This is a genomic window from Chloroflexota bacterium (genome assembly GCA_016197225.1).
GTDB lineage: Bacteria > Chloroflexota > Anaerolineae > Anaerolineales > VGOW01 > VGOW01.
The window spans coordinates 1-24,182 of record JACPWC010000060.1 but is presented as its reverse complement, the minus strand read 5'-3'; the positions used below and the strand labels follow the sequence as shown (position 1 = coordinate 24,182).

General features: G+C 61.5%; 22 protein-coding genes. 4 read left to right on the top strand and 18 right to left on the bottom strand.

Annotated features, from left to right (window positions below; translation table 11 throughout):
• Window positions 1–461: 461 nt before the first annotated feature.
• The 7 genes from HYZ49_10825 to HYZ49_10795 form a co-directional block, all read right to left on the bottom strand.
• Window positions 462–770 carry a hypothetical protein gene (locus HYZ49_10825; protein MBI3242774.1) on the bottom strand — a complete coding sequence of 103 codons (309 nt, stop codon included), beginning with the start codon at window positions 768–770 and terminating at the stop codon, window positions 462–464.
• A gap of 156 nt (window positions 771–926) precedes the next feature.
• Window positions 927–1,283, bottom strand: coding sequence for a hypothetical protein (locus tag HYZ49_10820; GenBank protein ID MBI3242773.1), 357 nt, complete (start codon window positions 1,281–1,283; stop codon window positions 927–929).
• An 88-nt stretch (window positions 1,284–1,371) separates the two neighbouring features.
• Entirely contained in the window at window positions 1,372–2,460 is a 1,089-nt protein-coding gene (locus HYZ49_10815) for a PD40 domain-containing protein (GenBank protein ID MBI3242772.1), read from the bottom strand.
• A complete protein-coding gene (locus HYZ49_10810; protein MBI3242771.1) occupies window positions 2,441–2,608 on the bottom strand; it encodes a hypothetical protein in 168 nt (55 codons plus the stop codon). Before HYZ49_10810 ends, HYZ49_10815 begins: the two co-directional genes overlap by 20 nt.
• Window positions 2,605–4,788: a copper resistance protein CopC gene (locus HYZ49_10805; GenBank protein ID MBI3242770.1), complete on the bottom strand. Its 2,184-nt coding sequence runs from the start codon at window positions 4,786–4,788 to the stop codon at window positions 2,605–2,607. Before HYZ49_10805 ends, HYZ49_10810 begins: the two co-directional genes overlap by 4 nt.
• Window positions 4,789–4,837: 49 nt before the next feature.
• Complete coding sequence (locus HYZ49_10800; GenBank protein MBI3242769.1) at window positions 4,838–5,743, bottom strand: hypothetical protein; 906 nt, start codon at window positions 5,741–5,743, stop codon at window positions 4,838–4,840.
• A gap of 45 nt (window positions 5,744–5,788) precedes the next feature.
• Entirely contained in the window at window positions 5,789–6,127 is a 339-nt protein-coding gene (locus HYZ49_10795; protein ID MBI3242768.1) for a hypothetical protein, read from the bottom strand.
• A gap of 149 nt (window positions 6,128–6,276) precedes the next feature.
• On the opposite strand from HYZ49_10795, the gene HYZ49_10790 reads away from it, so the two are divergent.
• Window positions 6,277–6,627 carry a winged helix-turn-helix transcriptional regulator gene (locus HYZ49_10790; protein MBI3242767.1) on the top strand — a complete coding sequence of 117 codons (351 nt, stop codon included), beginning with the start codon at window positions 6,277–6,279 and terminating at the stop codon, window positions 6,625–6,627.
• A 14-nt stretch (window positions 6,628–6,641) separates the two neighbouring features.
• Complete coding sequence (locus tag HYZ49_10785) at window positions 6,642–7,718, top strand: cation transporter (protein ID MBI3242766.1); 1,077 nt, start codon at window positions 6,642–6,644, stop codon at window positions 7,716–7,718.
• A 26-nt stretch (window positions 7,719–7,744) separates the two neighbouring features.
• Here HYZ49_10785 and HYZ49_10780 read toward each other — a convergent pair whose 3' ends face one another.
• From HYZ49_10780 to HYZ49_10730, 11 genes are all read right to left on the bottom strand, one after another.
• Window positions 7,745–8,572 (bottom strand): metal ABC transporter permease, encoded by an 828-nt coding sequence (locus HYZ49_10780; GenBank protein MBI3242765.1) that lies wholly within the window; start codon window positions 8,570–8,572, stop codon window positions 7,745–7,747.
• Window positions 8,573–8,577: 5 nt separating this feature from the next.
• Complete coding sequence (locus tag HYZ49_10775; GenBank protein MBI3242764.1) at window positions 8,578–10,161, bottom strand: phosphoglycerate dehydrogenase; 1,584 nt, start codon at window positions 10,159–10,161, stop codon at window positions 8,578–8,580.
• Window positions 10,139–11,005 (bottom strand): HAD-IB family phosphatase, encoded by an 867-nt coding sequence (locus tag HYZ49_10770; GenBank protein MBI3242763.1) that lies wholly within the window; start codon window positions 11,003–11,005, stop codon window positions 10,139–10,141. The genes HYZ49_10775 and HYZ49_10770 overlap by 23 nt, the downstream gene beginning before the upstream one ends.
• 10 nt (window positions 11,006–11,015) lie before the next feature.
• On the bottom strand, window positions 11,016–11,789 hold the full coding sequence (locus tag HYZ49_10765) for a metal ABC transporter ATP-binding protein (protein ID MBI3242762.1): 774 nt from the start codon (window positions 11,787–11,789) through the stop codon (window positions 11,016–11,018).
• Between the two features lie 62 nt (window positions 11,790–11,851).
• The gene (locus HYZ49_10760) at window positions 11,852–12,790 is read right to left on the bottom strand and encodes a zinc ABC transporter substrate-binding protein (GenBank protein MBI3242761.1); all 939 of its coding nucleotides are present in this window, start codon (window positions 12,788–12,790) and stop codon (window positions 11,852–11,854) included.
• Window positions 12,791–12,962: 172 nt separating this feature from the next.
• Window positions 12,963–13,382 carry a transcriptional repressor gene (locus tag HYZ49_10755; GenBank protein ID MBI3242760.1) on the bottom strand — a complete coding sequence of 140 codons (420 nt, stop codon included), beginning with the start codon at window positions 13,380–13,382 and terminating at the stop codon, window positions 12,963–12,965.
• Between the two features lie 120 nt (window positions 13,383–13,502).
• Window positions 13,503–14,855 (bottom strand): PD40 domain-containing protein, encoded by a 1,353-nt coding sequence (locus HYZ49_10750; protein MBI3242759.1) that lies wholly within the window; start codon window positions 14,853–14,855, stop codon window positions 13,503–13,505.
• A gap of 84 nt (window positions 14,856–14,939) precedes the next feature.
• The gene (locus tag HYZ49_10745; GenBank protein MBI3242758.1) at window positions 14,940–15,686 is read right to left on the bottom strand and encodes a TIGR03943 family protein; all 747 of its coding nucleotides are present in this window, start codon (window positions 15,684–15,686) and stop codon (window positions 14,940–14,942) included.
• Between the two features lie 97 nt (window positions 15,687–15,783).
• The gene (locus HYZ49_10740; protein MBI3242757.1) at window positions 15,784–16,833 is read right to left on the bottom strand and encodes a permease; all 1,050 of its coding nucleotides are present in this window, start codon (window positions 16,831–16,833) and stop codon (window positions 15,784–15,786) included.
• A 13-nt stretch (window positions 16,834–16,846) separates the two neighbouring features.
• On the bottom strand, window positions 16,847–17,392 hold the full coding sequence (locus tag HYZ49_10735; protein MBI3242756.1) for a redoxin domain-containing protein: 546 nt from the start codon (window positions 17,390–17,392) through the stop codon (window positions 16,847–16,849).
• A 66-nt stretch (window positions 17,393–17,458) separates the two neighbouring features.
• Entirely contained in the window at window positions 17,459–18,856 is a 1,398-nt protein-coding gene (locus tag HYZ49_10730) for a PD40 domain-containing protein (protein ID MBI3242755.1), read from the bottom strand.
• Window positions 18,857–18,941: 85 nt separating this feature from the next.
• Between HYZ49_10730 and HYZ49_10725 the strand changes: the two genes are divergently transcribed.
• Window positions 18,942–20,093: a hypothetical protein gene (locus HYZ49_10725; protein ID MBI3242754.1), complete on the top strand. Its 1,152-nt coding sequence runs from the start codon at window positions 18,942–18,944 to the stop codon at window positions 20,091–20,093.
• Complete coding sequence (locus HYZ49_10720; GenBank protein MBI3242753.1) at window positions 20,090–23,968, top strand: WD40 repeat domain-containing protein; 3,879 nt, start codon at window positions 20,090–20,092, stop codon at window positions 23,966–23,968. Before HYZ49_10725 ends, HYZ49_10720 begins: the two co-directional genes overlap by 4 nt.
• Window positions 23,969–24,182: the final 214 nt, after the last annotated feature.

Below are 24,182 nucleotides of genomic sequence, written 5' to 3'. Positions count from 1 at the left end.
AGCCCGGCGGCGGGCGATTTTTGAGGAGCTCTTCAAGAATTAGGTTTGGCTTGCGCTTTACTTCGACGTACCCTCGTTTCATACAAGTGGCTCTTCCGGGTTTAACGGGATTTTTTAACGCAAAGCCGCAAAGTTGCCAGGGCACAAAGAAAAACCCGTTTATTTCTTAGCGGCTTTGCGCCTTAGCGTTAAGGATTTTCACACTCAATCTGGTAGAGCCATATAAGTTTACACTGATTTGGGAAGCGGCGTTCCGCCTGGCTGAAATAGGTTTGGCAAGGGTAGCCTCTAATCCGCGAAGCGCGCCAACTTTGGATCAAAGGTAGTGGGCGGATTAGAGAGAGCGGCTACTCAAACTTCCAGGAGCAGATTGCACCGAATCAAAAGACCTGACAACTTGAGGAACGTCGCCAGGCCTCTTAGCACTTGCTTTGCGTTCTTTGCGCCTGTGCGCTTTTCGTTCACGCGGCCAGAGGCAACGGCAGGAACACATCAGACTGGCTCTTTTTGATAGACACGCGCCCACTTGAGCGCATGAGAACGATGACAACGGGCTTATCGCGCTTTGGCCGCTTGTTCAACATTTGCAAATTGATCAGACTCAATTCGGGGTCGTCCTCCGGCAGGATGACCAAACGAAAACTGGCCGGTAAGCGATCCAGCATATCAGGGTTCTCGAAAAGGTAATTGTTGAACGCAGTTTGAAGATCGAGATTGCGCTGAACAATATCGTCCTCAGTCAATCCTGCTTTTTTGACTCGTTTAGCCATCGTTCGTACCTTTCGCACTAAAACTTCCAGTTCTGAGAAATATCGCGCTGGGCGTAAGTGAAGGCGCGGTTGAAATCCAGATTTAGCTCGATCTTCGTTTCTGGCCGGTTCGGGCGCATCGTGTCCGAGTGCGCAAAGCCGTGAGTGGTGTTCTCTTCATTCTTCCTCCACCTCTCTCGCCAAAAACCACCCGCCCTTCCGCTTGTCGGCATCCTTCGGCTCGCGGTCGTAATATAGCTCAAAGAGGCGGCCACCCTCGACGCGCACCCGGAAGTAGTCACGGCCCACGCCCCACGAGCCGCGAATGGTTGCGCGGGCGGCGTGGGCCGGTTGCATGTTTCGCGCCATCCGGCCCCGCCGCTTGAAGTCGTGCCACTCAGCCAGCATCTCGACAATGCGGTAACTCTCCCCGCGCCACGTAAACCCGTTCGGGCAAGGCGGCTTCTTCTCCAGCGCCGGTTGCTCGTCGAAGCGGGCTTCGATGGGTTCTTCGATGAAGTGCAGGGCTTTCATATCAGGTTCGGGCTAACAATAGTGAACAGTGAACAATGGGCAGTGAATAGTGGCTACTGATAACTGATAACTGTTCACCGTTCACTGTTCACCGAATCCACTCCAACGTCCCCAACGTCTCCACCGGAATCATCGGCGTCAGGCCGCTGCCGTCCGGGTTCATCACGTAAACGCCGCTGGCGGCGATGAAGGCCAGGCGCGAACCGTCGGGCGCAAAACTGCCATACATGCCCGTGTCGTAAATCTTCGTCAGCCGGGTGAGGGCGGTGGCATCGAGCGAGACTCGCCACCAGTCGGAAGGAACGTTGTGAGCCGAGGCGGCTTCCACCCCAAGCAAACGGTCGAGCCAGGAGAGGGCGGGCGCGGGCGTGGACTGGTAGGCCGGGCCTTCGCCGACAGCACTGAAAAGGATCGCCTCGCCGTCAGGCATCCACAAATGCGCGTCCACCGCCTGAAACGTGCCGGGCGGAATCACGGGCCGCGCGTTTTGGCCGTCGGCCTCGGCCACGTAGAGATCGTTGTTGAAGGTCTGCAAGTCGAACGACAGGTAAGCCAGCTTCGAACCGTCGGGCGAGAGGCGCGGCCAGATGGCATTGTCCACCAGCACTTCCGGCGAGCCGCCGAGAGCCAGCCGCTCGACCGTGTAGCGAAACGTGTTGCCGCTCTCGCCTTTGAGCGGAATGAAATGCGCGTAATAAATGTATTTGCCGTCGGGTGACCACGAGGGCGTGAAGTACGACTCTTGTGGGTCAGTGCGCTCCAGCATGGGCGCGGGCGTGGCCGAGGCGTCGGCGGGCATGAGGTAGAGGCTGGTGTAGCCAAATTGAATCTGGCCCTCGGGCGGCGGCGGGGCGTAAGCCAGCACAATTTGCGAAGCGTCGGGCGAGACTGCCGCCGCTGTGAGCCAGGCGTTCTCCGGCGGTTTGAAGAGCGTGACTCGCGCCCCGGTGGCCAGGTTGACTCGCTCGACTCCGCTCACGCCCTGCGTAAACAACAGTTGGCCGCTGAGATTGAGGCCTGCCCAGGCCGGGCCAGCCGACGTGGCCGGGGGAAGCGCCGAGGCCGGGGTGGCCGCCACTTGAACAGGGGCGGTCGGCCCGGGAGTCACGTCCGAAATTTGAATTGAGCAGGCCGCCAACATCACGGCCAGCAAGAGGCTAATCGCTTTTACTTTCATCTTTGCTTTCTTCTTTCTGTTGATCCCGGTTCCGGTCGCCCAGAGCCAGGGCAATGAATAAAATGATGGAGACGATGAAGCAGACGACGTAAATCACTTCGTCCCAAAAGCCGGTTGCGCCGTGCAGGAGTTGGGGAGAGTACATCATGGAGCGAGCGTCCTCATATAGTTGACGATGTGCCAGAGTTGTTCCTCGGTGAGGGCCTGACCGAAGGCCGGCATCACCGAGCCGGGGTAGCCGTTGCTGATCCACTCGAAGAGCTTGCCGTCGGTGTGAACGCCGGGCACGGCGTGGAGTGAAAGGTCTGCCGGGCGCGGGTTTAGGGTGAGGCCGACAGGGCCGTCGCCTTTGCCGGTTTCGCCGTGACACGGCACGCACAGCGTCGTGTAATATCCCTTGCCTTCGGCTACCGAGTCGGCGTTGGCGGCGACGGGGTTGATGCGGCCCGTTTGCTCGGCCGGGGCCGGGCGGTAGAACACGGCCACGCTGGCCAGGGCCAGGGCCACGCCCGGCAAAATGCCAAGCCAAATGTATTGCGTCCGCCGGCCCGGCAAGCCGCTAAAGGCAAAGATGTAGGCCAGCGCCGCGCCCAGCAACAACCCGCCCGCAATCCGGTTCCAGGGGTAACTTTGCCCTGCCGTTGCCGGGCGCAAGTCCACATTGAAGTTGGCGAAGGTGTCGAACTGGCCCTCGCGCCGCACCACCGCCTGGGCCTGCCACTGTTCGGCCAAATTTAAATTTGAAGCGCGCACGGTGTACTGGCCGTTTCCTTTCGCCGTTAGCGCCACTTCGCTGGGCGGCAGTTTGCCGGAAGCTGGCGTAAAGCGAAGGAGGACGTCTTTGGTTTCGTTCACCGGTTGGCCGCCGGCAGTGAGGGTGAGGGTGAAGTTGTTGATGCCGATCCGGTTCGGGGTGATGTTGAGGGCGATCGCGAGATCGTCGGCTTTGGCTGAGGCGTTGAAACCGGTCGGGGCCGTCGCCACGCGCGCCGGGGGAACCGAGGTGAGCAGGCCCACGCTGAGGAACAGAGTCACGCCCAACGTGATCTCGCTGGTGATGATTTTGCGGAAGCGATCGGCCAGGGCCAGACCTGACAGGTCTTCAGCCGCCGCCAGCTTCATGGCCGGGCTGACGCCCAGCAGGTTCACCGCGCCGATGGCGAGCATGGGCAGGAGGAGAATCAATTTGACGATGAGCACCCGGCCATAAAACGAATTGTTGAGGGCCTCGAACGAGCCGATCCGCAGGACGCTGGCGTACAAGCCGGTGAGGACGAGCACGCCCACGCTAAGCAAGGCCACGGCCGAGAAACGCGGGATGAGGCGGGCGGTGAGCCGGGTTCGTAACTTTGAGTCGAGCGAGCGCGCCGACCACATCCCGGCCACAAAATGGGTCAGGCCGCCCACCCAGGCTGAAGCCGCCGCCAGATGAAGCCAGTCGGCGGCCACCGGCAAGAACGGGTCGGGGTCGGCGGCGGCGTGACTGCCGAGGGCGATGGTGAGCAGAATCAGGAGCGAGATGCCGAAGGCGATCCAGCGTTCGCGATCAGTTTTTGCGGTTGGCAGGATGCCGACGACGGCCAAAGCCAGCGCCGCCCTTGCGATCCACAACACGCCGAAGCGGGTGGTGAACAGCACAGTGTTGACGACACTGTCCCAGGGCAGGGCGATCTCGGTTCCGGCGGCTTGCCCGGCCTGCACCAGTAAGCCAACGATGTTGGCGACGAGGACGAAGGCAATTGAAAGCGTGGCCAGACTGCGCCACACTGATTGATTAGGATCGGACTTGCGGGGGTTGACGGCCTGATAAGCAGGTTTCCAAACGAGGAGGATAAAAAGCGTGCCGCCTGCAAGCGCGGTCGCCGAGATGTACAACAACCACTTGGCGATCACTTCGCCGATTGAGATGTTCACCTGGCGGCTGGCTTGCGCCGCCGAGGAGAGCGCCGCAACGTCCACGTCCCCGACGGCGAACGGGAATGCGCCCTCGGTCACGTGGCCGTCCACTGCCGAGAGCACTTTCCAGACGACGGTGTAGACGCCGTCGGGCAGGGAGCGGAGCGAGACGATGAGACGGGTTGGGTCGGCGGCGTCCACCCGCGAGTCGGCGTTGTCCCGCCGGACGCCGTTGGAGTCCAGCACTTGAATCTCGCTGAAGGAGGGTTCAAGCGCTTCGCTAAACGTCATTTCGATCTGGGCCGGGGCGCGGTCGAGGGCTGCGTTGGCTTCGGGCGAGGACTGCACGAGTTCGGCGTGGGCGAAGACAGGCGCGACAATCGTTAGAGTGAGAGTCAGAGTTAGCGTGAGAGCAACGAGGCGGAGTTTCATAAAAGGGGTAAATGGTGTAGAGCGAGTTGTCAACTCGCTCTACTGATGACTACTTGCGGCGCATAAAGACGAAGACGCCGAGCGCAAGGCCTACGACGACCACGCCGCCAATTGTCAAGATGATCGGCAGATTGGATGCGCCGGTTTCGGTTCCTTCGGCGATTGGGGCCGCCTCGCCGGGTTCAACTTCTTCCGGCTCCACCTCAGCGTTCACCTCGGCTTCGCCGAAATCGCCGGCCAGCTTGCCGGTGATTTTGAGGGTGTAGAGGCCGGGACGGTCGGGCGTGAAGGAAGCTGTGAATTGACCTGCTTCGCCGTCATGTAATGGTTGAAGAGTGAGTGGAATGGTCTGGCCGCCGTACACAAGCTCCAGCTTCAGGCCAGAGACATCCACGTGAAAGTCGGATTCGTGGCCGTGTGTCTCAGCCGAGTCTAGGCCCGACACAGTTGGCTCGCCGGAATCGCTTGAGCCTTCGACGGTGATCACCGCCTGGCCCGATTCGCCGAACTCAGCATGATCGGAACCGGCCAGGGCGACTCTGAGCGTGTGTGATCCGTTGGACAAGCCGTTGACAGTGAGGGCCGTTTGATCCACCGGGGCCATGACCAACTCTTTGTCGTCAACGTAGAGATGCCAGTGAATGCCTTCGGCGTGTTCGTCCAGGCCTTCGAAGCTGACGTTGACCTCAAACGAGGCGCCGGTGACAGTTTCGCCGTCGGCGGGGCCGACGAGGTGGACAGCGCCTTCTGTTGCCGGTTGAGCGGCCTCGGCCTGGCCGCTGATGTTGATGATGATGGCGTTCTCTTTGCCAGAGACGGGCGGCTCGTCGAGCCAGCCGTATTCGATGGTGTAGTTGCCGGCGGTGACGCCTTCGTGAGCCAGCGCGGCTAACGGGGTGATCAGTAATGCAAACAGGGTGAGCGTGGTAATAACACGCTTAGAAAAGCGAAACATGATAGAAAAGCCTCCTTCAGGAAATGAAATGGAAATCAGGGAAACTTAGATGGAGGCGCTGAGTCGGGGCGGCGGAGGCTCCAGGGCTGGTGTCCAGCCGTGAGCAAAGCTTGAATGGTCGGCAATGGGCCGCCACAAGTTGCCGGTGGCAAGCAGGGCGATCAAGGCGTGGGCAGGAACCAGGGAGAGGGTAGCCACGGCGGCCAAACCGGCGCTGAACAGGTCGTCGAGGTAGTCATGGCCGTGATCACGGTCAGGGTCGCCGCTAGGGTGAGGGTGGTGGATCTGAACGTCGGCCATCAGCCAGCACGGGCAGAGGCCGGGCTGGGTAAAGGTGGTGAGGCCGACGAGCAAAATAAGGAGAATGATGGTCGGGCGGGGCATACCCTGAGATTATACCGCAAGCGGTATAATCTCTCTGGAGGCGCAATTGGGTGTCGGATGTCACCCTGTTATTTGGAGATTCAACACTTCATTGCTCACGGCAGGCGGGTATATTTTTGTACATCTGAAAAACTGTTCAGATACTAAAGATGCCGACTTCTCAATACCACAACTCCACATTGCCTGCTGATCAGGCCGACTTTGTGGCCCAGACCTTTGCCGCGCTTGGCGACCCGACCCGCGCTCAGATTGTATTTACGCTGACTCAAGGGGAGCGGAGCGTCAATGCGCTCGCCGAGATGACAGGGGTATCGCCTTCGGCGGTATCACATCATTTGGCGCGTTTACGAAATATACGACTGGTTAAGGCCCGACGAGCCGCTAATCAAGTGTTTTATTCTGTAGATGATGCCCACGTCGCCAATCTCTTCCGCGAGGCGCTTTACCACCTGGATCACGTCAAGCGCAATCTCCCGGATCATGATCCGGACCAAATTTAGGAGCGATACCTGATATGAGTCATCAATCTCACGACCATTCACATCCCCATGATGATCATGAGGGCCACCATCATCCTCAAAGCGCTCATGAGCACGAACACCGTTCGGGCTTGTGGGACTGGTTGAGGCGCCTCTTTCAGCCTCACTCCCACAGCCATCACGAAGCGGCGCTCGATCCCGCGCTGGCCGACAAACGCGGCATTTGGGCGCTCAAGCTATCACTGGCCGGGCTGTTGGTGACCGCACTATTTCAGGTAGCCGTGGTAGCTATCAGTGGCAGTGTGGCTTTGCTGGCCGACACGGTTCACAATTTTTCGGATGCGTTGACAGCCATCCCTCTCTGGCTGGCGTTCACCCTGGCCCGCCGCGCCCGCAACCGCCGCTACACTTATGGTTATGGCCGGGCGGAGGACATAGCCGGAGCGTTCATCGTCTTGATGATCTTTGGCAGTGCGTTGGTGGTGTTTTATGAGTCGATCCAAAGGATTGTTCACCCGCAACCCTTGAGCAACCTGGGTTGGGTGACGGCAGCAGCCATCATCGGTTTTCTGGGCAATGAACTGGTGGCGGTCTTTCGGATCAAGGTAGGGCGCGAAATCGGTTCGGCGGCCCTGGTAGCCGATGGCTTGCACGCCCGCGCCGACGGTTTTACCTCGCTCGGCGTGTTAGCCGGAGCGGTGGGCGTGTGGCTGGGCTTTCCACTAACCGATCCGCTGATCGGCTTTGTCATTGGCATTGCCATTCTGGCGGTTGTGTGGAATGCGGCGCGGGATATGTGGCACCGGATGATGGACGCAGTTGACCCAACGCTCCTTGAGCGGATAGAAGCCACCGTTCGGCCTGTGCCTGGTGTGCTGGATGTGCACGATGTTGCTTTGAGGTGGGTGGGGCATCGCCAACGCGGAGAATTGCATGTAATCGTGAACTGCCAGTTATCAACCGTCGAAAGCCACCATATTGCCGAAGAAGTTCGGCATGTGCTATTTCACGCTCTACCGGCGCTGGCCGAGGTCACTGTTCATGTTGACCCATGCGAGTGTGACGAAACGAGAAACTACCACCCGACCGAGCATCACGTTCAGAGGGCGTAAGCGTAAATAGCTTTGCATTATGGCAGTTAACTCTTTCGGAACAGTCTGCTGGTGAGCCAGGCTACGATGAAACAAGCGGTGCAGATGAGGACGATGGCCGCGCCTGAAGCAATTGAAATGTAATACGACAGGTAGAGGCCGACGAGGCCGGAGCCGCCGCCGATGACGGCGGCGATGAGCATCATGCGCGAGAGGCGTTTGGTGAGCAAAGACGCGGCGGCGGCGGGGGTGAGGAGCATGGCCGTCATCAAACCGGCGCCGATGGTTTGCAGGGAGACGACGACGGTGACGGCAACCAGCACGAGTAGAAGATAGCGAAGTTGCTCGGCAGGCAGGCGCAGGCTGGCGGCGTGAGTCGGGTCGAAGGAGATGATGACGAGTTCTTTGTAGAAGGCGGCGATGGCCAGGACGACAGCGCCGCCAAAACCGGCGATGAGAAGCAAATCGTTGTTGGTGATGGCCAGAATGTCGCCGAAGAGGATGTGGGTCAGGTCAACGCTGTAACTGCGGATGGTGCTCATGAGGGCGATGCCGAGCGCAAACACGCCGGCGAAGATCACGCCGATAGCCGTGTCTTCTCGTAAACGGCCTCCGCGAGTGACAGCGCCAATGCCGAGCGCGGTGAGGATGGCGGCGGCCATTGCGCCCAAAAACAGCGGGCCGTTTGCGCCGCCGATCAAATAGGCCACAGCCACGCCGGGCAAAATGGCGTGGGCCAGCGCGTCGCCAAAGAAGGCCATGCCGCGCAAGACGACGAAGGAGCCGACGACGGCGCACACCAGGCCGACCATGAGGGCGGCGGCCAGGCCGCGAAGCATGAAGGCGTATTGCAAAGGTTCAAGCAGGAAGTTCATAAAAATCAGAGTTTCACCAGTTTTGCGCCGATGATGTTGGGCAGTTGGCGCAGGGTCTCCAGGGCCGGGGCTGGAATGGGCGAATCCAGGTTGATAAAAGAGACGGCCCGGCCTCCGGGCCGGTCGCGCCCGTAGCGCCACTCGCCAATGTTGACTCCGTGCGCGCCCATCAATGCGCCCACCTGGCCGATCACGCCGGGCACGTCTTCGTTTTCCAGCACCAGCACGTAGCCTTCGGGGTTGGCGTCAATGCGGAAGGTTTCGTACTGCACCAGCCGCGGCTCGCCGCCGGCGAAGATCACCCCGGCCAGGGTGCGCGAGCCACCCGGCCAGTGCGCCCGGCACGAAAGCAGGTTCGGATAATCCACCAGTTCCAGCGAGCGGGTCTGAGTAGTCTGGATGTTTTGCTCGTAGGCGATCACCGGCGCGCTCACGTAATTCACTGTGCGCTCGTCCACCGGGCGGAGCATGCCCTTGAGCAGGGCGGCGGCCACGGGCCGCACCAGCCCCTGCAAGCCGTCGCCCAGTATCTCGATCTCCACGCGGTTGATCGCGCCGCCGGCCAACTGGCCCTGCACCTTGCCCAGCTTCTCGGCCAATAGCAAATAAGGTTTGGCCGTCACGTAGTCAGCGCCGGGCCGGAACGGCAGGTTGACGACGTTGCGGTAGTCGTCGCCGCGCAGGGCGGCCAGCGCGTCTTCGGCGGCCTGGCGCGAGGTGGCCGTTTGCGAGTCGAGGGTGTTCTGGTTGAGGTGGGGCAGGACGATGACGTTCGGGTGCATCACCAACGGGTGACCCGGCGACGGCGGCTCAACCTTGAGAAAATCCAGAGCCGCCCCGGCCACTTTGCCGCCGTCTAGCGCCTCGAGCAAAGCCGTCTCGTCAATCAAACCGGCGTGGGTGCAATTGACGATCCGCACCCCCTCTTTCATTTTTGAAAACGCGTCATGATTTAGAATGTCCGCCGTCTCGGGGGTGAGCGTGGCGTGAAGTGAGATGAAATCTGACCGGGCCAGCAGTTCGTCAATGCCGACGATACTCACCCGTTGCGTCCGGGCGTGGCCCTCGTCAATATAAGGGTCGTAGGACAAGACTATCATCCCGAAGCTTTGAGCGCGGGCGGCCACCTCCCGCCCGTGCCGCCCGTAGCCGATGATGCCCAGCGTCTTGCCATGCAGTTGCACGCCCATCAATTCGTAGCGCCGCCATTCGCCGGCGCGCAGGCTGGCGTAACCTTTGGGAATGTGGCGGGCCAGGGCCAGCATCATGCCCAGGGCATGCTCGGCCAGGGCAATCACGTTGGCGTCTGGCACGTTGATGACCATGATGCCGCGCCGGGTGCATTCGTCGAGATTGATGTTTTCCCACGAGGCGCCGGCCCGGGCTACAACTTGTAAGTTCGGCGCGTTCGTCAGCAGTTCTCGATCCACTCGGGTGATGGAACGGACGATGAGGGCGTGAGCGTCTCGCGCCGCTTCGAGCACTGCCTCTCGTTCGGCGAACGGCCCGGCCAGAGTCACATCCTCTGCTGAGCGCAAGACGGCCCAACCGGAGTCGCTGAGGTGATCAGAAATGACGATTTTGAACATGCAGAACCGCGTCGGCAAAATGTTTTTGCATTTCGAGGTCGTTGAAGAGAACGTCGCCCTGCTCGATCTGGGCCAGGCCTTCGGTGTACAAGCTCGCCCAGACTTGGCCGCGCCGGGAAGCCAGCCGCCCCAGCGCCAGCGGCAGAAGCGCGGCCAGACCGCCGCGCTGGATGTAGAGCGGCGACTCGCGGGCGACCCGCTCGCGATAGGCCGCTCCGCCGAAACCGACAAACAACTCGACTTCAGAACGGGCCTCCAGATCGGAAAGTCCGTCGCCGACGAGCATGGCCCGCCCGGCATGATTGGCGCGAATGGCTCGAATCATCAAGTTCTTGCCGCCGGTTCCGGTCAATGGACTCTCGCGCACATTAAGATAGTTGGCCTGCGGGTTGTGGCCGCCCGGCTGTTCCCAGTAGCGCCACCATTGCCCGGCCAGTTGATCGTATTCCATGTCTACCGCGTAGATGTTCTCGCGCGGGACACCGAGCCACACGCCAAAGTCGCGCACCGGCTCGATCAGCCCGCCGCTGACGATGAACACTTTGCAGTTAAGTTCTTGCAGGGCCTCGATCAGTTTGGCCGCGCCGGGGATGACGTGCTGGCGGTAGATGCGCCGGATGTGATTGACCTGGGCGCGGGTGGGGTTGGAAATATCGAGACGGTGGCTGTAGACCGACTCCAACGGGATTTCGCCGTCCATCGCCCGTTTCGTCAACGCGGCCACGTCTTCCACGCTGTCGGTCAGGCGAGCCAACTCGTCAATGCCCTCGACGGCGGTCAGGGTGCTGTCACAATCGAAAATGATCAGGTCGGTGGCGGGCCAGATGGCAGGCAGTTGGGTCATGCTGGTTTGGCTACGGGCAACAATCGTCCGCCGTCACCGTCACCGGCTGGCCGTTTTGCCAGAAGGTGAGGCGGCCACCGTAGGCGGCGGCCAGGCGTTCGGGTGTGAGAACGGATTCAGCCGGGCCGTCGGCGACGAGGCGATGATTGAGAAGAATCAGGCGATCAAAGCGAGTCGTCGCCATTTCCAGATCGTGAGTCGAGAGCAGGACGGTGACGCCCTGCTCGCGCAGATGGTCGAGAATGTTGAAGATGGCGTTCTGGGCTTCCACGTCCACGCCGCCGAAGGGTTCGTCGAGTAGAAGCACGTCGGCGCGCTGGGCCAGGGCGCGGGCGATGAAGGCGCGCTGTTGCTGGCCGCCGGACAGATCGCCAATGTGGCGCGATGCCAGCTCGGCCATGCCCACCTGCGCCAGCGCCTCGTGGGCGGCCTCGCGGTCGGCGCGGCCCGCTCGCCGCAACCAGCCGATCTCTTTCACCCGGCCCATCAGCACCACGTCCATCACCGTCACCGGGAAGTTCCAGTCCACCGCCTCGCGTTGCGGCACGTAGCCGATGGAGGGGCAATCGCCGGCGTGGTGCGAGTGGCCGTGCACCAGCACGTCGCCGGTCAGGTGCGGCATGAGGCCGACGATGACTTTGAACAGGGTGGACTTGCCTGCGCCGTTCGGCCCGACGACGGCGGCCCGCTCACCTTGAGCAATTGTGAAGTGAATATCGTCGAGGGCGCGCTTGCCGTTGTAGCTGGCCGAGATGTCGGTGAGGTGGAGGGCGAGAGTTTCCATATTGAAGGACGATGGGCGACAGACGATGGCAGACTCTTCGTCCTTCGTCTGTCGTCTGTGGTCTATTTGCCAAGCTCGGTCACGATGGTGATGACGTTGTAGCGCATCATATCGAGGTAGGTTGAGCCGTCACTGCCGGGGCGGCCCAGGGCGTCGGTGTAAAGTTGCGGGGCCAGAGTCACGCCGGCCTCGGCGGCGACCTGGGCCATGAGCTTCGGGTTATGAACGTTCTCGGCAAAGATGGCCGGCACGCCAACGGCCTTGATCTCGTCCACCAGCGCCGCGAGGTCTGAAGCCGACGGGTCGGCGGTCTCGGTGCTGGCCGACTCCAGCGCCGCGCCGACGATCTCGAAGCCGTATCGTTCGGCAAAGTAGCCGAAGGTGTCGTGCGAGGTGACAAGCTTGCGTCTGGCCTCCGGCAGAGTTTTCACCTGCTCAAATATCCACGTATCCAGTTCCTGCAATTTGGCAATGTAAGCTTCGGCGTTGGCGGCGTAGGTTGCGGCGTTGGCCGGGTCGGCCCCGGCCAGGGCGTCACGAATGTTCCGCGTCATGTGAATGACATTGGCAACGCTGTGCCAGACGTGCGGATCGGATTCGCCGAGGCTGTGCCCCGGCTCTTCCGGCGTCATGCGCGGCTCAATGCCATCGGTCACTACAACCCGAGTCGCTTTTGAATCGGATGAAGCGTAAAGATCGTCCAGCCAGGGTTCAAACTCAAGGCCGTTTTCAAACACGACGGTTGCCCCGATCAAAGCGGCGCCGTCTGCCGGGCTGGGGGCAAAGGTGTGAGCGTCGCCGTCCGGCCCCACCAGAGTCCGCGCGTCAACTTTGTCGCCGCCCACGTTCTGCGCCAGGTCGCCCAAAATGCTGTAAGTGGCAATGACGTTGAGCTTGCCGCTGGCCGGTTCGCCGAGGGGGTTGCCGCAGGCGGCGAACAGGAACGACAACAAGCTGAAGACGAGAATTGTGGCTCTACCGGGTCTGGCGTGAAAAGACATTTTGGACGCGGATGAACGCTGATTTTCGCGGATAAAAAAGAAAAATCCGCGTTCATCTGCGTGAATCCGCGTCCCATTTCCCGTTAAAGTCGGGAGACCCAGAATTGTTTTGCGAATCATGGCTTTCCTGAAACTGAAAACGATTTTCAATACCCGGCAAAAAAAAGAGAGGCTACTTGCAATTCGGACACAGGCCGAACAATTCCAGCCAGTGACTTTCAACTTTGAATCCAGTGCGTCGTTGCACGGCCTTGAGCAGGTCGGCCAGGTCGCAGTTGTCGAACTCGGTCACGGCGTGGCACTTCTCGCAGATGACGTGGTGGGCGTGGCCCTCGCTGGCCGGGGCGTACGAGTGACAGCCGTCGGTTTGATGCACTTTGCGAATCGAGCCACACTCAACCAATGCTTCGAGGGTGCGATAGACCGTCACCAGCCCTGTGCGGGCGTGCATCTTTTTGGCGCGGGCGTGAATCTCCGCCGGGCTGAGGCTGGCCCCGGCTTCGGCGATGACTTTGAGCACTGCCCGGCGCGGCTGGGTGAGCTTGTAGCCGCGAGCGGCGAAGGCTTCGACGAGGGAGGTTTCGGTAAGCACGAGTGATGGTCAGCCTTTGAGACACCAAGTGTCGCTTCGCGAAGACACTTGGTGTCTCAAAGGCTAATTGAAAACCGTTTTCAATACGGCAGAGAGAATATCATGCGCCGGCGAAGGCTGTCAAGGCATCCAGGCCGGCGAAACCGCGTCCTTCGCCAGCAGGCGCGGCGTGCCGCCGTTCACCGGCCAGACCATGATCTCCGGCGCGGCCTCGGGCGTGTCCAGCTTGATGCGTTGAAAGACGATGGCCTGTCCCCAGGAATCCCAGCGATAACTGTCGTTGGTGTAATTCTTGTCGTCGGTGATGGCTCGCGCTTCCGAGCCGTCGGGATGCATCAGCCACAATTGCTTGCCGGCGCCGTCTTTGGTTCGCAGGCCCAGCACCACCCACTGGCCGTCGGGCGAGAGGGCGGGGGCGGCATAGGCCTCCCATTGTGATTCCGGGCCGAGCAGAAGCGTGAGATCGCCCGTGTTCAGATCGGCGCGATAGAGTCCGATGAATGGGGTTTCGCCCAACTGCAAATCATTGAACAACATGGCGTTGCCATCGGGCGACCACGCGCCCATTTCGCCGATGGCGGTCTTCACCACAACTTCCTGCTTCGTTTCAAGGTTCAGGGCGCGAATGCCGCCCGCCCCGGAGTCATAAAACGCTAGCCGCTTGCCCTCAGGCGACCAACTGGCGCGGTTGCCCAGCATTTGCGTGTCTTCGTAAAGCGGCGCAGTCTGGTTGGTGTTCAGGTCGAGCGTCCAAATGCGGGCCGTGTTGCGCGAGCCGGGCACGAGGCCACTGCCGATGAAGCTGTAGGCAATTCGTTGGCCGTCTGGCGACCAGGCCGGTTCGAAACACAGGTCGGGGCCGCAATTCACCAGCAATCGTCCGTTCGATCCATCGCTGGCCATTGCCCACAAGTCAATGCCATTTTGTGAATTACTGGCGGCGTAGGCGATTTGCGATCCGTCGGGCGAGACGGTGAACTCGTACACGGTTCCGCTGCCGTTTGTCAGTTGGGCCGCTTCGCCGCCCTCACTGCTGATTCGCCACAACTGGCGCGCTCCGGTGGAAGGTGAGGTGTAGACCACCCACGCCGGGCGCACACTGAAGCCCCACGACAGGTCACGCTTCATAGCCTGGCCCGATTGCGCCAACGCCCCGGCGGCCAGCCGGGCCGTGTAACGAACGCCGCGCTGGAAAAGATCATCCGGCACGAACCACAACGCCTGCCCTTCCCAGACGAAGTGGCCCGGAACGGGTGGCTCAATGCTGAATCGTTGTTCGACCGACTCGGTTTGCATCGCCTGAGCAAACTCAAGGCCAATGCGCTCTCGGCCACCCACACTGCCGCCGTCGTTCGGGTAAGTGCGGGCGGCGCGCGCGCCCACCTGATCGCCGATGACCAGCACGCCGATGATGATCAGGCCGGCGACGATCACCGCGCCCCAGACGACGACATCAAACTTGCTGAACTTCATAAGCCGGATTCAATACAAAGGCACAAGGGCACAAAATTTCTTCGAGCCTTTGTGCCCTTGTGTCTTCGTGTTCATTTCGTGCGATCATGGATAGAGGTAAGGCTGGTCGGGCGGCGGGACCGACTCGACGGACTCGGCCACGATGAGCGGAATCGAGCGCCCGTCAATCTTGGCGGCCTGAACCGAGCCGCGCACGCGCACCCAACTGTTGTCGGCCAGCCCGGCCGAGTCGGGCCACTGCACGATCACGCCCAGCGCCATCGCGTCGGCCACACAGCAGTTGACGGTGAAGCGCCCGGCCAAAAACTGTCCGCCTTGCAACCGGCTGTCGTGATAAACGAATCCGATCACGTCGGCAGGTTGGTCTTCAAACGTTTTGGGATCAGAGGCATAGTTGAAGGCGCGAATCCAGTCGAGGATGGTGCGGTCGGTCGGAGAGATGTCGAGTCTTGCCGGTTGAGCCGCCCCGGCGGTGAGGGGGGCGGTTGTGTTCACGCCCCGGTTGGCAATGGCGGCGGAACCGAGCGGCTTGGCCGGGAGCAGAACGCCGAGGAGAACCGGCAGGGCCACCACCCACAGACTCCAGACAGGGAGTCTCGGATGTTCGTGATCGTGATGATCATGGCCGTCGTGTTCGTGATGCGTTTCAGCCGTGGCTTGCTTGCGGCGCGCGAGGACAGCCTGAGCCAGGGCCAGAAAGCCCAGAGCGGCGATGAGCGTCAGGGCGGTGAAGCGCTGGTTGATGTACCAGTACAGCGTGCCCGACCAGATTTTGTACAGGAAGAACATACCGAGCGCGGCCAGGATGAGGGCTTGAAGAGAGCGATACATTCTTAGGGACATATCTTGGCAACACGAAGACACCAGGGCGTGAAGACACAAAGTTTTCTTGGTGTCTTTGCGCGCTACGCGTCGTGCCTTCGTGTTTTCACCAGGTCGTGTTCAAGTTGATAAAGACGGAAGCGAGAATAATCATGACCAGCGGCAACAGGATCAGATAGACGACGGCCCGACGTTTGAAGACGCCGAGGAACATAATCGTGCTCTTGATGTCAACCATCGGGCCGAAAACAAGAAAGGCCGTGATGGAACCGGTGGTGAACGTTCCGGCGAAGGCCAGGGCGATGAAGGCGTCAACGGTGGAGCAGATGGAAAGGATGACGGCCAGGACGATGAGGGCCAGCACCGAGATCACCGGCCCGGCGCTCACGGCCAGCAGAGCCGAGCGCGGCACGATGACCTGGGTGAGGGCGGCCAGCAGCGCGCCGATGATCAGATAACGCCCCATCTCAAAGAACTCGTCTACGGCCACAGTGAGGATTTGCGGGATGCCGTCGCGGAGGGAGGGGCGGCTACCCCCACCCCCGACCCCCGCCTGCGCGCCGTTCGAAACAGCATCGAACAGGGGAGGGGAGTGGAGGCCGGAGGGCAATAACAACTGCTCAGGCTGTTTTTGGGTGGAGAAGATCAGGCCGGTGATCGTCGAGATGACCAGGGTGAGGCCGAGGCGCAGAAACAAAATTTTGCCGACGCCAAAGGCGGCAATAGTGCTGGCAATGACGATGGGGTTGAACACCGGCGCGGCCAGCAGGAAGGCGACGCCGACCGAGAGCGGCAGGCCTTTGCTGAACAGCTTGCGGGTGAGCGGCACCACGCCGCACTCACACACCGGAAAGAACACGCCCATCGTCGCCCCCACCAGCGCCCCGCGAATCGGATCGCGTGGAATGAGGCGGGCCAGATCGTCTTTGCTCACGTACACTTCGACGATGCCGGAGGCCAGCGTGCCCAGCAACAAGAACGGCGCGGCTTCGATGAAGATGCCGAGGAAGACGGTGGTGAAAGTGGCAAGCTGATCAAGGACGCCGCTGAGCAGATTGGCATTGGCAAGCTGGCCCAGAGCCAGCCACAGGAACACGGCGGCGAGAGCAAAGGCGAAAAGGAGGATGGTTCGGCCAAAACGCGACATGGCGGACATATATACTTTTGACTCAACTGGGCTGTGTCGAGAGGTCGGTGGAAGAAGCGGGGCGAACGATGGGCGTGCCAAAGGGCGGGGTGAAAGCCGGGTCGGGGGCGCGGTTGCCGAGCAGGGCGCTCACGGCGCGGTCGAGGTGAAGCTTGCGCGGCATTCTTTGTTTGTCGGTCACATCGTCGAGGCCGCCGGTGTATCGAATCACCCCGCGCGAGTCCAGAACGAAGAAGTGCGGCGTGATTTGAACTTTATAAAGATTGGCCACATACTGGTCGGCGTCGAGGGCGATGGGATATTTGATGTGCCGGATTCCGGCCTCGTAGCGGATCTCGCTTTCCGGCTCGTTACTGCTACAGGCAACGCCCACCACCCGCACGCCCTTGCGCTCCCACGCCGCCTGCCGGTAGACGATCATGATGTCGGCCCGGCGGCTCCACGGGCACTCTGCCGACCAGAAGTGCAGAACGACCACGTTCCCGCGCAAGTCGGCCAGCACCACGCGCCCGCTGCCGGCGATGGGCAGAGCAAAGTCGGGTGCGGGGCGGTTGATGAGGTCGTTCATCTCGGCGGATATTCTAGCACAACCTCGCCCCCACCCCGGCGCGAAGCGCCGGGGTGGGGGCGAGGCCTACGGCAACCACTCCGGCAAATACCCGCCGGCCACTAACAAGCGCGGGTTCGAGCCGTCGGCGTTCACGACCCACAACTCCGGCAGGCTGGAAGGATCGGTGACATCGAAACGCATGTACACCAACTGCTTCTCGTCGGGACTCCAGACGAAGGCGCTGTAATTGCGAAGCGGCTCGTTGCTCAAAACATGCGCCTCCGAGCCGTCAGCCCGCATCAGCCACAACTGCTTGCCCGGCGTCCACTGGTCTTGCGCCAACAGCTTGCGGCCAAAGGCCAGCCACCCGCCGGACGGCGAATAGACCGGCGAAGCATCTTCAACCACGCCCTCACCCGACAAGTTTTGGGTGTGATTGGTCGCCACCGTCACCTTCAGGAGATGACTATAAAAGAGATCGGTGTGTTCTTCGTCCGGATCGTGAGTGGACTCCGGGGCGAGCGTCGGTTCGGGGGGAAAGATGATCTCCGGGTAAACGATGAACTGGCCGTCGGGCGACCACGAGCCGACTTCCCCCGAGGAGGCCGGGATGAAAGTGGTGAACCTGGCGTTGAAATCGTAAACAGCAATGGCTTGCAGAGTCCGGTTGAAGTAACTCAACCGGCCATCACGAGCGAAGCGCGGGCTTTGGGTGAGATGGGACTCATCGTCGCCCGGACTCATGAGTTGAGCCGTCTCCAGATCCAAAACCTGGACTTGCGAAGTCCCCGCTTCGGCCAGCGAGTGGCGCTCAAAGGCCAGACGCAGACCGTCGAACGAGAAGACGGGCGCGGTGCAAAGATCGTCCGGGCAGGCCAGCAGGTCGCTCACGGTTGAGCCGTCGCGGCTGATGTTGCGCAAATCGCCGCCGCCGTCGGCGCGACGGGCGACGTACACAATCTGTGTCCCATCGGGGCTGACGGCGAAATCTTCCACCCCGAATGTCTCTTTTGTAATTTGAGCCGGCTCAGTTCCATCAAACGACATTACCCAGATATTCGCCACCTCGTTCGTCTGCAACAGAAACGCCAGGCCGGGCGCGCCAACGCTGAACTCCCAACTCGACTCGACCCACAGCGGCAGGCCGCGCCCGGAGACCGCGCCCGAAGCCAGCGTGACTTTGATCGTTCCAGCCGGCCACTCGCCGCCCGGCGTGAAGCGCAAGGTGTTCGCCGACCAACTGAACACGCCCGGCATGCCTGGCTCAACCCGGAATCGACTCTCAACTGACTCGTGTTGCATGGGCTGGTTAAAGGTGATGACGATGGGCGCGAGCGACGAAGCGCCGTCACCTTCAGGAGAAAACACTGTGACGCGGGGCAGGCCGAAGAACAGGATGATGACGCCCAGCCCGACGACGATGCCGACTGCGCCCAGCGCGAGAATGCGCGGCAGGGGCGAGGGGCGGCGATAGGGATACATGGCGAAGGGATCGTAATGCGTAAAGCGTAAAACGACAAATGGGGCGCAGGTTGCGTTCTGAGTTTATTGATTTACAATTTCAGCTATGCCAGACACTGATCCGCCTGCTGACACTTCATCTTCCAACGTTACTCAGGGCGGCCTCACGACGGGCGAGGGCAGTTCGATCACGGTTGGGCAGGGCGATGTGACCGGGCGCGATAAGAATGTGGTCAACATTCACGCCGAGCCTGGGGCTACCGTCATCATCGGCGGCGCGGCCACTGCCCAGGCCGGGGCCGGTTTGCAGGCGCTGGGCGAGTTGGCCGGGCGCTCCTCTGCCGTGCGCGACGCCATCGTCGCCTTCCGCACCGAATTTCAGGAAGCCAGCCATCAAATTGACGTGCTGGGCGATTACAAAGATTTGCACGATCTCCTGCACCAGTTGGAGTTCGAGTGTTACGATGTCCTGCTGGGGGCCGCCGCCACTTTCCCCGACGACGAAGACGACAGCCTGATTAAATATCACCTCAAACTCGAAGACATCGCCGACCAACTACAGGAAGTGAACGGGCGCGGCTTCGTCGCCAGACAAGACACGGTATGGATTCAACGCCTGGCCGTCCTGCCCGCCGACCTCGACCGCGCCCTGAACACGACCGACAAGAAACTGCTGGACAACGTCTTGCGGCGCATCAAACAAACGCTGGACATCCAGCCCTCGCAGATCAACACCCGCTTGAACACCACCGCCCGCGCTCTGCGCCTGCCAGCGCTGGTGCAGGCCCTGGCTCAAGTGCGCGACAACTTGAGTGCCCAACCTGATCTCGACTCCGATAAGGTGAGCCAGTTCCACAGAGGCGTGGATGCCCTCGTCAACATCAGCGGGACGTTGACAGCGCTGATAGATGATCATGACGGCTGGCAGGCGGTGGAAGCTTTACTCAAGCGGATCGAGGACATGATGGAGGCCGACACTCAGGAGTTGGAGATGTCGTGGCCGGATTTGAAAACGATGTCGGCGCCGCTGTGCAGTCGGCGGACGGACAAACCGGCCATCGCCTTCCTGAAAGAGGCGGCTACGCTAGAAGAAACTATTGCCTCGGCCAACCCCGACCGCATCCGCAAAAGCTTTCTCAGTTACCGCACCCGCGCCGGCCAGCTTTTCTATCGCATTGACGTGGACTTGAAGCGGCTGTGCGGTGAACTGCGCAAGGTCGGCGAGCCGCTGGCCTCGGTGTTGAGGATGACTGAATGACGACACTTGACGATACCACTCGCTTTCCCTCTTTCGCCTCCCTGCGCACGGCCCATAACGACCTGCTTCAGCGTCAGCGCGAACTCCTGGGCGGCGACGCAACCGAGTCGATTGCGGCTGTCGAGTCGTTTCTCCAGCGCGGCCAGGCAACGGGCGCATTGTTGGATGCCGAGGCTGATCGGCGAGCGGCCCAGAGTTTGCTCAACTACTGGACAACGTCGTTGTATCGCCTCGGGCACGAACCGCCCGACGCCACCTTAGCCGAGTTCGATCCCCAACTCGCGCCGGAATTGCCCGACGAACTCTGCCCTTATTTGGGCCTCGACGCCTTCACCGAAACCAGGAGCGAGATGTTCTTCGGGCGGGAGCGGCTGGTGGCCGAACTAGTGAACACGTTGCGCCCCCAGACCGCGCCGGTCTCAGAGACCGGCGCAGTCTCCGAGGGGCGGCTGCTCGCCGTGCTGGGGCCGTCGGGCAGTGGCAAATCGTCGGTGGTCCGGGCGGGGCTGATTCCGGCGTTGAAAAGAGGCGGCCTCCCCGGCAGTGACGGCTGGACGTATCTGCCGCCTATCGTGCCTGGCTCGCACCCGCTAAAGACCCTAAAGGTCTCTAAGACCTTTAGGGTCTTGGAGGACGCCGAAGTCTTGCCCCATGTCCTCGTCGTGGATCAATTTGAAGAGGCGTTCACGTTGTGCCACGACGACGAAGAGCGTCAGGCGTTTGTGGATGGACTGATGGCGTTGATCGACTCCGAGGCCGGACATCGGGTTATCCTGACGATGCGGACGGACTTCGAGTCGCTGGTGGGTCGCTTGCCGGAACTTCAGGAGCGGTTCGAGGGCGCAGTGCGGCGGGTGACGCCGCTGTCGGCGGGCGAACTGCGCGAGGCGATTGAAGCGCCCGCGGCCCGCATTGGCCTGAGGTTCGAGGCCGGGGTGGTGGACGCCCTGCTCAACGACATTGTGGGTGAACCGGCGGCTCTGCCGCTGTTGCAGTTTACGTTGTTGAAATTGTGGGAAGGCCGCGACCGCAACCGGGTGACGTGGGAGACCTACAAGCAGTTGGGCGGCGGGCGGCAGGCGCTGGCCAAGACCGCCGACGCGTTTTACAGCGCCCTTATTCCCGAAGAGCAGGTGACGGCCAAACGCATCCTGCTCAAGTTAGTGCGCCCCGGCGAAGGGTTGGAAGTGACCAGCAACCGCGCGTTGCGGCTCGATCTCTATACCAAAGCCGAAGCTAGTGACCGCATTGACCGGGTGCTGAGCAAGTTTTTCCGGGCGCGGCTCTTGCGCCTGACCGAGGGCGAGACCGGGGCCAACGATCAGGTGGAAGTAGCCCACGAGGCGCTGGTGCGCAATTGGCCGCGCCTGGTGGATTGGCTGGAAGAGGAACGCACTACCTTGCGCCAACGGCAACGCCTGACTGTTGCCGCCGAAGAATGGCAGAGGTTGGATAAAGACCCTTCGGCGTTGTGGCGCGGCCTTCTGCTCGACGAGGCGGCCCGGTACGAGGATTTGAACGAATTGGAGGCCGAGTTTGTGAGCGCCGGGCGCGCGGCGGATGCGGCGGCAGAGGCAGAAAAGCGCCGCGCTGAAGAGCAAGCCCGCGAAGCCGAAACCGCGCGCAAGGTGGCCGAGGTGGAACGACGGCGGGCCGAGGAACAAACCCGGGCCGCAACCCAACTACGCCGCCGCTCGCTGTATTTGGCTGTTGCGTTGATTGCCGCTCTCGTGGCGGTGGCAGCGGCAGGAATATTTAGCGTGCAATCCACCCGGAGCGCCAACATCGCCCGGACTGCCGAGGCGCAAGCGGTTGAGCAAAAGCAAATCGCTGTTACCGCTCAAGCCGTTGCCGTTGAGCAACAACAAATTGCCGTTGCCGCTGAAGCCGTCGCCGACGAGCAACGCCAAGAAGCCCAACAGCAAACCCGCCTGGCCCGCGCCCGGGAGCTGGCTGCCCAATCCGTGGCCCAGATCAAAAATCGGTTGGATCTGGCTTTGCTATTAGGGATGGAAGCCTATCGCTATCAAAGTGGAAACTTCGACGATACGTTTGACTCGCGCGACAGCCTCCTGCGCGCCTTACAGAGCCAGCCGCGTTTACGCGCCCTTCTCCCCGGCCACACGAGTTATGTGTATAGCGTGGCCTTCAGCCCGGATGGGGCGATCCTGGCCTCCGGCAGTGACGACAGGACCGTCCGCCTGTGGGATGCCTCTGACCCAAGCGCGCCCAAGGCGCTGGGCGAGCCGCTGACTGGCCACACGGGTTCGGTGTGGAGCGTGGCCTTCAGCCTGGATGGGAAGACTCTGGCTTCCGGCAGTGACGATGGGACCATCCGCCTGTGGGATGTATCCGACCCAAGCGCGCCCAAGTCGCTGGGCGAGCTACTGACTGGCAACACGAGTGCGGTTTATAGCGTGGCCTTCAGCCCGGATGGGGCGACTCTGGCTTCCGGGGGTGGCGACAGGACCGTCCGCCTGTGGGATGTATCCGACCTAAGCGCGCCCAAATCGCTGGGCGAGCCGCTGACCGGCCACGCGGATACGGTGTGGAGCGTGGCCTTCAGCCCGAATGGGAAGACCCTGGCTTCCGGCAGTGACGACACGACCGTCCGCCTGTGGGATGTGTCCGACCCTGGCGCGCCTAAACAGCTGGGCGAGCTGCTGACCGGCCACACGGGTTCGGTGTTGAGCGTGGCCTTCAGCCCGGATGGGAAGACTTTGGCTTCCGGGAGTGATGACGCGACCGTCCGCCTGTGGGATGTATCCGACCTTGGCGCGCCTAAACAGCTGGGCGAGCCGCTGACCGGCCACACGGGTTCGGTGTTGAGCGTGGCCTTCAGCCCGGATGGGAAGACTTTGGCTTCCGGCAGTGCCGACAGAACCGTCCGTCTTTGGAATGTTTCGACTGCGCTCAACACCAGTGTGCCCGACCGAAGCACACCTAAACCGCTGGGCGAGCCGCTGACTGGCCACACGAATCGGGTGTCGAGCGTGGCCTTCAGCCCCGATGGGGCAACCCTGGCTTCCGGCAGTTTTGGCGAAATCCGCCTGTGGGACGTTTCGACTGCACCCAAGGCGTTGGGCGAGCCGCTGACCGGCCACACGAGTGCGGTGTATAGCGTGGCCTTCAACCCGGATGGGGTGATCCTGGCCTCTGGCAGTGACGACAGGACCGTCCGCCTGTGGGATGTGTCCGACCCTGGCGCGCCTAAACCGCTGGGCGAGCCGCTAACCGGCTACAGGGATTCGGTGTGGAGCGTGGCCTTCAGCCCGGATGGGAAGGCCCTGGCTTCCAGCAGTTTTGGCGAAATCCGCCTGTGGGATGTATCCGACCCAAGCGCGCTCAAACCGCTGGGCGAGCCGTTGACTGGCCACAGGGGTTTTGTGTTGAGCATGGCCTTCAGCCCGGATGGGAAGACCTTGGCTTCCGGCAGTAACGACACGACCGTCCGTCTGTGGGATGTGTCCGACCCAGGCGCGCCCAAACAGCTGGGCGAGCCGCTGACCAGCCATGCGGATTCGGTGTGGAGCGTGGCCTTCAGCCCGAATGGGAAGACCCTGGCTTCCGGCAGTGACGACACGACCGTCCGCCTGTGGGATGTGTCCGACCCAAGCGCACCTAAATCGCTGGGCGAGCCACTGGCCGGCCACTCGGGTTCGGTGTGGAGCGTAGCCTTTAGCCCCAATGGGGCGACCCTGACTTCCAGCAGTGACGACAGGGCGATCATTCTTTGGCCGCTCTCGCCGCAAGCCTGGATGGAACGCGCCTGCCGCATTGTGGGGCGCAACTTCACCCCGTCCGAATGGCGGCGATTCTTCCCGCCCGAAGAGCCTTACCGCGAGACTTGCGAACAGTGGGCGGAGGGGAAATAACAACGGATTCGCGGAATTTAACGGATCGATCCGTTAAATTCCACCCATCCGTTGTTCTCAACTCTCGTTTCGAGTTTAAGTTGTCAAAACCGAATTATCAGCCAACGAAGTGTAGATCGCAGGCGACAAACGCAAGCACGACAAGATCGTTTCCAATAATGATGGCAGAGGCGCGAGATACTTGGAGACGTTCCCTTCCATATTGACATAGTTG